Origin of the sequence: Microbacterium sp. CPCC 204701, from assembly GCF_004010105.1 — a bacterium.
GTDB lineage: Bacteria > Actinomycetota > Actinomycetes > Actinomycetales > Microbacteriaceae > Microbacterium.
The window spans coordinates 1-10791 of sequence record NZ_RRYE01000069.1 but is presented as its reverse complement, the minus strand read 5'-3'; the positions used below and the strand labels follow the sequence as shown (position 1 = coordinate 10791).

Here is a 10791-nt window from a genome sequence, read left to right as displayed (position 1 = left end):
CGACGGGGGCGGATGCCTCGACCTCGGCGGGCGCCGCCGGCTCGATCTCGGCCTCCATCGGGGCCGCCGGCTCGAATTCGGCCAGAGTGGGGGCCGCCGGCTCAGCCTCGGCCTCCGCGGAAACCTCCGGCTCCGCCTCGACCTGCGTGAGGGCCGGGTCGGTTTCGGCCTCAGTACGGGCCTCCGGCTCCGCCTCGGCCTGAGATTCCTCCGCGGAGGTTTCCACGGGCTCCGCAGCAGCAGTCTCATTGGCCGGCAGCGGCGGCTTGGGCGGAACGACGATGTCCGCGGCGACACTCGCCACGACCTCGAGATCGCTCGGAACCGGCGGGGGCGGCCCCGGATCCGCCACCGGCGGCGGGGACGATGACGCCCCGGGCGAACCCCCGCGCTGCGAACCTGACGAGTCCGGGGCTGGGCGCTCGGCCTTCGGCTTGCGCGGCTGCCGGGGCTTCTTCGGCTGCTGCGGCTGCGGCCGGGTGATCGGCACGACGCGCGGGCTCTCGTGACGGTCCGGCTCTTCCGGATCGATCTCGTTCGGCGCCGGGAGGGAGGCTGTCACCGAACCAACGTACCAAGCGCCCCTCGGCGCGGCGTGGTCCGCACGGCCGAGTCTCAGCATCCGCGTTATGTCACGAAACGGCAACGCCAACCCGATATTCTGCACGTTCTCAGGCGTCATGGATACCATGAGGGCGGCACGAAGGGGTGTCTCGTCGGTGAATTGCCGGTGAACCACGCACTTCAGGAGCAGACTTTGACCCTTCAGACCGTCATCCTCGCGGCTGGCATGGGCTCGCGGCTGGGCCGCAGCCTCCCCAAGCCCCTGACCGAGCTCAGCGACGGCCGCAGCATCATGCAGCAGCAGCACGACAACATCCGTGCCGCGTTCGGCGACGACGCCAAGATCACGACCGTGGTGGGCTACCGGGCGGAGACGATCGTCGAGGCGTTCCCCGACGTCGACTACGTCTACAACGACCGCTACGACCAGACGAACACGTCGAAGAGCCTCCTGCGCGCGCTGGCCAAGACGGGCAAGGGCGGCGTGCTCTGGATGAACGGCGATGTCGTCTTCGATCCGCGCGTCCTCGGTCGCGCGATCGAGCTCATCGAGCGCGATCAGTCGTTCGTGACCGTCAACACCTCGAAGGTCAGCGACGAAGAGGTGAAGTACACGGTCACGGCGGAGGGCCACATCAAGGAGCTCTCGAAGACCGTCAAGGGCGGCATCGGTGAGGCTGTGGGCATCAACTACATCTCGAGCCGCGACAAGAAGGCGTTCCTGCGCCAGCTGACGCGCGTCGACGACCAGGACTACTTCGAGCGCGGTCTCGAGCTCGCGATCGCCGAGGACGGCCTGCTGCTGGAGCCCCTCGACATCTCCGACCTGTACGCGGTCGAGGTGGACTTCGCCGAGGACCTCGAGCGGGCCAATCTCTTCGTCTGACCCGACGCGGCATCTGCTGTCAACCCTGAGCGACCGCTCAGGGCCTGGCGCATAGGATCGGCGCGATGGCTGACAAAGTGCACCGGATCCACACCCTCCCCGGGGACGCGCCGTGGCAGGGCGGGCTTCCGCCTGCCGGCTCGGAAGAGCACCCGCTCACGATCCGCGCTCTCGACCGCGTGCTCGCCATCCAGCGTCCGGTCGTGATCGCGCATCTGCGCAGCATCCGACTGCGCCATCCGGATGCCACGCCCTCCGACATCGTGCGAATCCTGGAGCGCCGCTATCTCGCGGCCGTCACGACCGGCGGCGCTGCGGTCGGGGCGACGGCCGTCGTCCCGGGCATCGGGACCGGCGTCACGCTCGCCCTGAGCGGCGTGGAGACGGTGGCCTTCCTCGAGGCGACCGCGCTGTTCGCGCAGTCGGTCACCGAAGTGCACGGCATTCCCGTCGCCGACCCGGATCGTGCCCGCGCGCTCGTGCTCACCCTGATGCTCGGCAAGGAGGGCGTCGACCTCGTGGCCCAGCTCGCCGGACAGGCCGCAGGTCGCGGCCCGGCGCGTTCGACGTACTGGGGCGAGATCGTCACCAAGACGCTCCCTCGCGCCGCCGTCGGACCCCTCGTGGACCGGCTCAAGTCAGCGTTCATACGCCAGTTCGCGGCGCGGGGCGGGGCATCGTGGCTCGGCAAGGCGCTGCCGTTCGGCATCGGCGCAGCGATCGGCGGCGCCGGCAACAACATCCTCGGCCGGCGAGTGCTCGCGGGCTCCCGGCGCGCGTTCGGAATCCCGCCGGCATCGCTGCCGCCGGAACTCGAGCCCCGGCCGGATGCCGAACGCCTGGAGCGGCTTGCCGGACGCGGCATCCGCCGGGCCGGCCAGGCCATCGTGGGCGGTGTGAGGCGGGGCACCGCGACGGTGGGCAGAGTCGTGCTCCGGAAAGATCGCGGGATCGAGCCGCCGTCGCACGGCTGAGCCTCCTCCCGAGGGCGTGTGCGAAGGAGTTCCGACAGACCGGACGCAGTCCGCGTCCCGACACGGTCAGCGACACCGCCGGGCTGTGCCTGCGTGACGCCGAACCGGACGATTCTGTCGTGACGATCGCGTGGTTCGGACTCGACGACGGCGAGGAGCACCTCTGGCGATCCGTGATGTGACGTCGCCGTCGCGGGCGGCGGGGTGAGAATAGGAGCATGGGTCTGTTCGTCCAGCGTCCTGAAGAGCCCGCCGACTGGGCTGGCATCCCCTCCGAGCCCGCACATCCCGAGGGTGCCGCTGAGCGCCTGACGGATGCCGCCGGCGTGGATCCGGGGCTCCTCGTGGGCGGAGAGCTCGGGGGCGGCGCCGTCGAGTCGATCGTCATCCCGGTGGTGCCGGCTATCGAGATCGCGCAGCCGCAGAAATTTCCCGCCGACGAATAGCGGTGGAGCGGCGTGGGGTCGGACGGATCCCCGGCGACGGATCCCCGCGCATCGAGTCTCGGCATCTGCGCGACTGCTCGAACATTTATCTTGCAGTGGTGGCTGGCGTTGCGATAGATTGTAGATCAGAGATTCGATGATTGAGAGGACTCCGGCCGCATCTGGCGAGTCCGTGGGCAGGAGAGAGCGCGGCGATCCGCCGCAGCGTGAAGACGAGTTGCGACCGCGATCTCGCGGGGAGTCTCGAGTCCTCGCCCTCCTCCGTCTGTGCGTCTCATGTCTGCCGATCCCGTGTTCGACCTACATCGGCGCTCTCGGCTGCGGGGCGACTCGTGGATGGATTCGCCGCGGGTCGTCGTGCCCGTGCCGAGGCGGAAGCGGCCGAGATCCGGTTGCTCGCGGATGCCGCGGCATCGGTCACCGCGCCGGTCGGTGCGCGCGGCGAGCAGCGACGCCGGTTCGAGCTGGCCCGACGGGCGCTGGTGTCAGACCTCTCGACCTCGAGCCGGGTGTCGGAGTGGACGGTGACCCGACTCCTGTCGGAGTCGGCCGACTTGTGCACGCGGTTCACCCTCGCTGTCGATGCTCTCGAGCGGGGTGAGATCTCACGGCAGCACCTCGCGTGGATCCACGATCTCGGCGACCCGATCGACGACGACGACGCACGCGATGAGTTCGTTCGGATCGCCGTCGATCGCGCGGGCACGCTCACGCCTGGCCGGCTCGCGCCCGTGCTCAAGGTGATCGCAGAGCGCTTCGTGGAGCAGTCGCTGCACGAACGGCACGCCGCGGCGGTCGTGCGTCGCGATGTCCGGGTGATCGACCAGACGGATGGACTCGCGACGCTCCAGGTCACCCACGACGCCACCCTGATCCAAGGCATACGCGACCGCCTCACCGCGCAAGCCCGATCCGTCGTCGCTGCGCGCACCCCGCAGCCGGACGCCGACCCGGGCCCCTACCCGGACGCCGGCGGCCACGTCGACGGCGACGGTGACGGTCACGGTGAGCGTGCGGGCACCATCGGTGAAGGTGAGCCCGCAGACGAGCGCACCATGGACCAGCTTCGGGCGGACATCGCTACCGACCTGCTTCTCACCGCCGGCCCCGACGACTGCGTCGCCGGCACGGAACTCGATGCCATCCGCGCCACCGTGCAGGTCACCGTGCCCGTGCTGACAATGGCGGGCCCCTCCACCGAACCCGCGCTTCTCGCGGGATACGGCCCGATCGACACGGAGACTGCACGACTGCTCGCGGCCGGCGCAACCGGATCGGAGCGCGTCATGACGTCCCCGGTCCGGTGCCGTGATGTGCGTCGACCGATACCGCCCCGGTCCGGCGCTCGACCGGTTCCTCGCTGCCCGAGACGAGCATTGCCGCTTCCGGGGCTGCCGGCGACCCGTCTGGCGCTGCGATGTCGACCACACGATCGGCGCGGCCCAGGGCGGCCCCGCCTCGCATGGGAACCTTGCGCATCTCTGTCGACGTCACCATGTGCTCAAGACCGTCGAGGCGTGGACCGTCGAGCAGGTCACACCGGGCGTTCTCGTGTGGACGAGCCGACGGGCCGCACGCACACAGACCGGCCCGAGCCGGTCGTCCGGTTCGTGGCCGATCCCGAGATCCTCGAACGACGCCGCGCCTTGCGCGAACCCTGGCTGTTCAGCGCCGAAGACCCGCCTGGAAGCGACTCACCGTTCTGAGCAGCGCTCCTGACTCAGCCCTCTCACACCGCCGTTGCCACGCCGCCGTGGGCCGCGGTCGCGCAGCAATGCACAACCGTGAACACTCTCCCGACCTGCAAGCGCTTGCAGGTCGACTCTCGACAGTCACCGGGCCGAGGCATAGCCTCACATGTATGGACAGCACGTTGGCGTGCCTGGCGGCGTGGATGCCGCGGCAGCGGTGGTACGCCGCGAAGGCGCGCTCACCGAGTCTGCGTCTCGTCTCGTGGTGGGAGCTGCCCTCACCAGCGGACGCCGAGTCCGATTCCGATGCACGCATACGCACGTACCTCGTTGCCGACGAAGGCGCTCTGCCGACGGTGCTGTACCAGATCCCCGTGGTCGCGCGCGCGACTGAGACGGTCGATGCCGACCCCGAGCACGTCATCGGCAGCCCTGAGCCCGGCACGACCTTCATCGACGGCCCCTTCGACCCCGCGTACGCCGACGCGCTCCTCCGGCTGATCACGGGCGGCGGTACGGCGGAGGGTCCGCAGACCCGGGTCGCCGGTCATCCGGTCGATGGCGGGACGTTCGGCGACACGACCGCCCGCGTCGTCACCGGTGAGCAGTCCAATACGTCGCTCATCTTCGAGGGTGACGGGATGCCGGTCATCTGCAAGGTGTACCGCCAAGTGCATCCCGGGCTCAATCCCGACATCGAGCTCCAGATCGCGCTGGCCAAGTCCGGCTCGTCGCGGGTGCCGACGCCGGTCGGTTGGGTGGAGGGCCTGTGGCCCGACCTCGAGACCGCACACGGCGCAGTCCGGGGCTCGCTCGCGTTCGCGCAGGAGTTCCTCCCCGATGTCGAGGACGCGTGGCGCGTCGCGCTCCTCGCCGCGGCGCGCAGCGACGACTTCCGCGCCCACGCGCGGGCACTCGGCGAAGCCACCGCCGACGTCCACCTCGCACTCGCGGGATGCTTCCGCACGCGAGCCGCCACGACGCGCGACCGCGAAGCCACCGCGTCGACGTGGGCTCGCCGGCTCGCTATCGCGATGGCCGAGGTTCCCGAGATCTCGGAGCGGCGGGCCGCCGCCGAGGCGGTCTACCGACGGGCACTGGAGGTGGCGTGGCCGGCCCTTCAGCGCATCCACGGCGACTACCATCTCGGTCAGGTCATCCACGCTCCCGGCCGGGGCTGGGTGCTCCTGGATTTCGAGGGCGAGCCGCTGCGACCGATGGCTGAGCGAACGCAGCCCGACCTGCCGCTGCGCGACGTCGCCGGCATGCTGAGGTCGTTCGACTACGTGACGGGCTCACTGCGCCTCGACGACCCCGGCCGCTCCCCAGAGGCGGTGCGCGGCTGGGCGCGCGATGCGCGTCAGGCGTTCGTCGAGGGATACGCCGCGCGGTCCGGCACCGACCTGGATCGGAGGCATCCGCTGCTGGCCGCCCTCGAACTCGACAAGGCTGTGTACGAGGCGATCTACGAGTCACGCAACAGGCCGACGTGGGTCTCCATCCCGCTCGCGGCGATCTCGCGCCTCGTCGAGCGACCTGCCGCGGTCGTCTGAGCCCGCCCGCACGCGGGTCAGGGCTCGTCGTCGAGATCCGCCTCGTCCTCGGGCTCGTCCCCGTCGTCGTCCTGCGTCGTGCGCGCGTACCAGTCGTCCCACTCGCGCATGAGGCGGTCGATCGCCGTGTGGAAGCGTGCCGTCGCCGCTCCCGGCGACGTGTCGCCGAAGTAGTGCGACACCCAGCGCTCGAGGCGTGCGACGGCCTCGGGATCACCGAGAACGCGGTCGGTCTCGGCAACGACATCCGAGGCCGCCGACGCCTCGAGCCACTCGCAGGCCGACAGGTACCCGTGCGTGTCGATCGCCGCCGCCGGGTCCACCGGTCGCGTGATCATGAGCGGCTTGTCGGCCGCAAGCCGGTCGTAGACCATCGCCGAGATGTCGACGATCGCGACGTCCGCCGCCGAGAGCTGCCAGCCGAGATCCGGCCCGTCGTCGTACACGTGCCGGGCGGCCGGGTCGGCGGCATTGGCGGCCGCCAGTGCCGCCACGATGCGCCGATTCGCGGAACCGTACTCCGCGTCGACGACTCCCGATCGCGGGTGCGGGCGGTAGATCACGCGGTGGCGTCCGCTCGCGAGCAGCGCCGACACGAGCGCCTCGCCGTGGGACGCCACCGAGCCGTAGTGCGCGGACGGGCGGTCGCCCTCCCACGTCGGCGCGTACAGCACGACCGTACGGTCGTCGGGCGTGTACGGCAGCGACCCGGAATAATGGTCGGCCTGCGGACGCCCGATGGGGATGGCGCGGTGGTCGATGTCGTAGTCCCACAGCACGCGTGACAGGCGCTCGCGCGCGGCTTCGCCGGCGATCAGGGCGTAGTCGTACGCCTTGTACTGGTTGGTGGTCATGTACATCTTGTCGGACTCACCGTGGTTGATGAAGACGTGCCAGCGGCGGCCGTAGCGGAACATCTGGAAGTTCCGGGTGTTCTGATTGACGTACAGCACGACGCGGATGTCCTGCGTGGCGATGAACCGCTCGAGATCGCGCACGGTCGGCACGAACGCGACCGGTGGCGCATCCTCGGCGAGCAGGGCGCGGGCACCGGTGGCGGCGCGGCTGAGCACGACGACAGGCCACATCGTCGACAGCTCGGCGAGCGGCTTGTACCACTGCCTCATCTGGTACATGTTGACGGTCCCGTCGGCGAAGTACACAGCGACCCGATAGTGGAACGACGGATGCGGAGGCCTGGCCGCGAGCGCGCGTCGCACGTCGATGACGGCCGAGCGGTTGCGCACCGCCTTGCTGACGAGCGCGACCGCCTTCTTCGCATCCGAGACGACACCCACCCGTCCAGCCTAACGGGGGCGTCAGCGGGTTCTCGGGGCGCCCATGACATGATCGACGCGTGCATGTCGAGCAACACGGGCGCAAGGACGCTCCGGTCGTCCCTCCCGGTGCCGGCGTGAGCTTCGTCATGCCCGTGCTGAACGAGCGCGCCTACCTGAGCCGCGCCGTCGAGACGGTTCTCGCACAGGACGTCGAGGGTCCGACCGAGCTCATCCTGGCGCTCGGTCCGTCGACCGACGGCACCAGCGAGCTGGCGCAGGAGCTGGCCCGCACCGACGAGCGCCTCGTCCTGGTCGACAACCCGGCGGCCGACATCCCCGTCGGCCTCAACCTGGCGATCCGCACCGCGCGCCACCCCACCATCGTGCGGGTCGACGCCCATTCCGAGCTCGACCCGTCCTACACGCGCCGCGCCCTGGCGGCCCTCGACCGGGTGCGCGCGGCGAACGTGGGCGGGGTCATGCGCGCGCAGGGGCGCACACCCTTCCAACGTGCGGTCGCGCGCGCCTACAACTCCCCCATCGGTCTGGGCGGCGGCGCTTACCACGGCGGCACTCAGGAAGGCGAAGCCGAGTCGGCGTACCTCGGCGTGATGCGCCGGGCGGTTCTGGACGAGGTGGGCCTGTTCGACGAGTCCATCCGCCGCGGCGAGGACTGGGAGCTGAACCTGCGCATTCGACGCGCCGGATACCGGGTGTGGTTCGACCCGACGCTCGACGTCACCTACTGGCCGCGCGAGAGCTGGACGCGTCTCGTGCGCCAGTTCTCGGCGACGGGCCGGTGGCGGGGGGAGCTCGTGCGACGCTTCGGGCGCGGCAACTCGCTGCGGTTCTTCGCCCCGCCCGCCCTCGTGCTCGCTGTCGTGCTCTCGATCGTCGTCGGCGTCCTGCAGCTGACGGGGGTGCTGCCGGGTTGGTGGGCGGTCGCGGCATCCGTCGTCTACCTCCCCGTCATCGCGTACGCGGTGCTCGTGATCGCCGTCGCGATCGGGCAGGGCGGAGGCCACGGCTGGCGCGACAAGCTGTGGACGGGCGCGGTGCTGCCCACGATGCACCTCGCGTGGGGCTGGGGGTTCCTGGTCGGCGTCGTGCGCGGCGCCCACGACACCGTCGACACGTCACGGCTCGGCAGCCGCAACACCCCGCTGCCGTAGCGCGGGCACGGCATCCGCGCGTCAGCCGACGTCGACGAAGCCCTGGTCGAGGAGGCGGGTGACCACGCGCTCGGCCGCGTGGCCGTCGTCGCGTGCGTTGAACTTCGCGCGCCACGCGGTGTACTTCGTCACGTAGGCGTCGGGATCGGGCGCCGTGATCGCGCGCACGAGCTCCTCCTCCGATCGCACGACCGGACCGGGTGCGTGCACCGCGAGGTCGAAGTAGAAGCCGCGCAGCTCACCGCTGAAGTGGTCCATGTCGGGCACCAGGAAGTACATCGGCTTGCCGGTGACCGAGAAGTCGAACATCACCGAGGAGTAGTCCGTGATGAGCGCGTCGGCGACGAGCAGCAGCTGCGACGTGTCGGGGTAGCCGGTGACATCGATGACGCGAGGACCCTCGGCATCCCGCCCCGGGAGCAGGGTCCGCGAGTGGCCGCGCACGAGCACGACCGAGTCGGTCGCGGCCGCCAGTCGCACCGGGTCGACGAAGTCGACGATCTGATCACGGTCGTCGCGCCACGTCGGCGCGTACAGCAGCACCCGCTCGCCCGGACGGATGCCGAGCGCCTCCCGTGTCGCCGAGCCGTCGCCGCCGGTGAGCACATCGTTGCGGGGATACCCCTCGACCCAGATCGGCCGTGTCAGGAACGCGTACGCCTTACCGAGGATCGTGGCCGCGTACGGGTTCTGGGCGAGCAGGATGTTCCAGCGGCGCGACTCGCGGATCACCGCGGCTATCCGTCGTGGGTCGAAACCGGGCCGATGCAGCGCGAGCCGCTTGAGCGGCGTGCCGTGCCACGTCTGCAGCACGACCTGTCCGCGTCGCCGGACGAACCGGCGGCGCAGCCAGTCGTTCACGACCAGCAGCCGCGCCGCTCCGCGGGCACGCCACCACTCCGGGCTGCCCTCGACCACCGCGACGGCGCCGTCGGGCACCGCCACCGACAGGTCGACGACGCTCCAGTAGCGTGTCACGCCGGGGGCCCGCTGCGACAGCTCGCGGTCGATCGCGAGCGGGTTGCAGCTCGCGTTCCGGCCGTAGAAGCTCTCGAAGAACACGGCGTTCTCGAAGCCTGCGAGCCGCGCGGCGTATCGCCGCTCGAGGGCGTCCTGCCCCTCGCCCGAGTCGTACGCAGGGTCGACGGGCGGCCCGATGACCAGGGTCCAGCCGTCGAGCTCTGCGCGCAGGGTGCCCAGCTGCGTCAGCGGCAGCGCCTCGGGGGAACGGATGCCGCGTGCTTCGGCATCCGTGATGCGCACCTCGTAATATCCGCTGGGCAGCGGCAGGTCGCTCCCGCCCCAGCGGGCGGCGCGCAGCGGCACGACGGCACGCCACGTCTTGCCCCGGCCGGTGAGCACGCCCTTCGCGCGGGCGCGAGGACCGACGATCTCGACCGAGGCGGGGCGCTCACCGGAGCCGGAGAGCTCCAGCGCCGCTCCCCCGTCGATCGTGAAGCGCGCGTCCGTCATCGGTCTCCTTCCGTCGGGCGGGAGGCCCGTTGCGGGGCGGGCGTATGGCCGTACACTCCGGCCAGGATCGCACGGTACACCCTCTCGGCGTTGCGTCCGTCGCGGTACGCGTGGACGCGGTCGCTCAGCGACCGTGAGCGGGCGACGCGGCGCTCGCGTTCGGCGGCGTCACCCAGGATCGCGTCGAGCTGCGCCGCGGCACCGTCCCAGTCGGTGGCCCAGTCCTCGCCCGCGACGTCTTGGTAGCGCCCGTAGAATCCGCGGCGACGGGCGTACGCGGCGACGTCGGGCGCGAGGAAGACCACCGGGAGCGGCACCAGCGCCGCATCGAACGCGAGCGACGAGAAGTCCGTCACGAGCGCGTCGAAGGCGGGCAGCAGCGGGGTCACATCCGGCACGACGTCACTCCCGAGCGTCTGGATGCGGTCGGTCGGGGACGGCGGCGCGTAGTCGCCGGCCCCGAGAGGATGCGAGCGGACGAGCATCGTCGCACCGTGCCGGGTGAGCACCTCGAGGATCCTCCGCCATTCGTCGTGGCTCGGCACGGCCGGATCGGGGGCGCCGTCGCGCCACGTCGGCGCATACAGCACGGTGTACCCCGCAGGATTCAGGCGAGGCACCGCCTCGCTCAGCGCGGCGCGAGCCATCGACCGGCGGCCGTCGGGCGTGCCGGAGGACAGCACGTCCACCCGCGGCTCCCCGGTCACCGGGACGCGTGCGTCGGCGAGGGCGAACGCCGATTCGAGGCGGCC

The 10791-nt window shown here is 70.9% G+C and carries 10 protein-coding genes and 1 pseudogene; 6 read left to right on the top strand and 5 right to left on the bottom strand.

The window, feature by feature from the left end; translation table 11 throughout:
- A pseudogene (locus EIO58_RS06700) lies at positions 1–682 on the bottom strand (hypothetical protein); the annotation flags it as partial.
- A gap of 75 nt (positions 683–757) precedes the next feature.
- Between EIO58_RS06700 and EIO58_RS06695 the strand changes: the two are divergent.
- From EIO58_RS06695 to EIO58_RS06685, 3 genes are all read left to right on the top strand, one after another.
- Positions 758–1450, top strand: coding sequence for a phosphocholine cytidylyltransferase family protein (locus EIO58_RS06695; protein ID WP_127818868.1), 693 nt, complete (start codon positions 758–760; stop codon positions 1448–1450).
- Positions 1451–1515: 65 nt separating this feature from the next.
- On the top strand, positions 1516–2424 hold the full coding sequence (locus EIO58_RS06690; protein ID WP_127818867.1) for a hypothetical protein: 909 nt from the start codon (positions 1516–1518) through the stop codon (positions 2422–2424).
- Positions 2425–2642: 218 nt separating this feature from the next.
- Complete coding sequence (locus tag EIO58_RS06685) at positions 2643–2870, top strand: hypothetical protein (protein ID WP_127818866.1); 228 nt, start codon at positions 2643–2645, stop codon at positions 2868–2870.
- 605 nt (positions 2871–3475) lie between these two features.
- Here the strand turns inward: EIO58_RS06685 and EIO58_RS06680 are convergent.
- Entirely contained in the window at positions 3476–3874 is a 399-nt protein-coding gene (locus EIO58_RS06680; RefSeq protein WP_127818865.1) for a hypothetical protein, read from the bottom strand.
- Positions 3875–4387: 513 nt separating this feature from the next.
- Between EIO58_RS06680 and EIO58_RS06675 the strand changes: the two genes are divergently transcribed.
- Together EIO58_RS06675 and EIO58_RS06670 are read left to right on the top strand one after the other, a co-directional pair.
- A complete protein-coding gene (locus EIO58_RS06675; RefSeq protein ID WP_127818864.1) occupies positions 4388–4576 on the top strand; it encodes a hypothetical protein in 189 nt (62 codons plus the stop codon).
- 155 nt (positions 4577–4731) lie between these two features.
- Positions 4732–6114 (top strand): maltokinase N-terminal cap-like domain-containing protein, encoded by a 1383-nt coding sequence (locus tag EIO58_RS06670; protein WP_127818863.1) that lies wholly within the window; start codon positions 4732–4734, stop codon positions 6112–6114.
- A gap of 17 nt (positions 6115–6131) precedes the next feature.
- Here EIO58_RS06670 and EIO58_RS06665 read toward each other — a convergent pair whose 3' ends face one another.
- Positions 6132–7412 carry a CDP-glycerol glycerophosphotransferase family protein gene (locus EIO58_RS06665; protein WP_127818862.1) on the bottom strand — a complete coding sequence of 427 codons (1281 nt, stop codon included), beginning with the start codon at positions 7410–7412 and terminating at the stop codon, positions 6132–6134.
- Between the two features lie 128 nt (positions 7413–7540).
- Between EIO58_RS06665 and EIO58_RS06660 the strand changes: the two genes are divergently transcribed.
- Positions 7541–8566 carry a glycosyltransferase gene (locus EIO58_RS06660; RefSeq protein ID WP_127818869.1) on the top strand — a complete coding sequence of 342 codons (1026 nt, stop codon included), beginning with the start codon at positions 7541–7543 and terminating at the stop codon, positions 8564–8566.
- Positions 8567–8587: 21 nt separating this feature from the next.
- On the opposite strand, the gene EIO58_RS06655 is transcribed toward EIO58_RS06660, so the two are convergent.
- Complete coding sequence (locus EIO58_RS06655) at positions 8588–10039, bottom strand: CDP-glycerol glycerophosphotransferase family protein (protein ID WP_127818861.1); 1452 nt, start codon at positions 10037–10039, stop codon at positions 8588–8590.
- A partial coding sequence (locus tag EIO58_RS06650; protein WP_205789165.1) for a CDP-glycerol glycerophosphotransferase family protein occupies positions 10036–10791 on the bottom strand: 756 nt, incomplete at its 5' end. The genes EIO58_RS06650 and EIO58_RS06655, both read right to left, overlap by 4 nt.

Excerpts from the sequence above, each read along its gene's own strand:
- EIO58_RS06655 (WP_127818861.1), bottom strand. The coding sequence starts at position 10,039 with ATGACGGACGCGCGCTTCACGATCGACGGGGGAGCGGCGCTGGAGCTC.
- EIO58_RS06685 (WP_127818866.1), top strand. The coding sequence starts at position 2,643 with ATGGGTCTGTTCGTCCAGCGTCCTGAAGAGCCCGCCGACTGGGCTGGC.
- EIO58_RS06670 (WP_127818863.1), top strand. The coding sequence starts at position 4,732 with ATGGACAGCACGTTGGCGTGCCTGGCGGCGTGGATGCCGCGGCAGCGG.
- EIO58_RS06660 (WP_127818869.1), top strand. The coding sequence starts at position 7,541 with ATGCCCGTGCTGAACGAGCGCGCCTACCTGAGCCGCGCCGTCGAGACG.
- EIO58_RS06690 (WP_127818867.1), top strand. The coding sequence starts at position 1,516 with ATGGCTGACAAAGTGCACCGGATCCACACCCTCCCCGGGGACGCGCCG.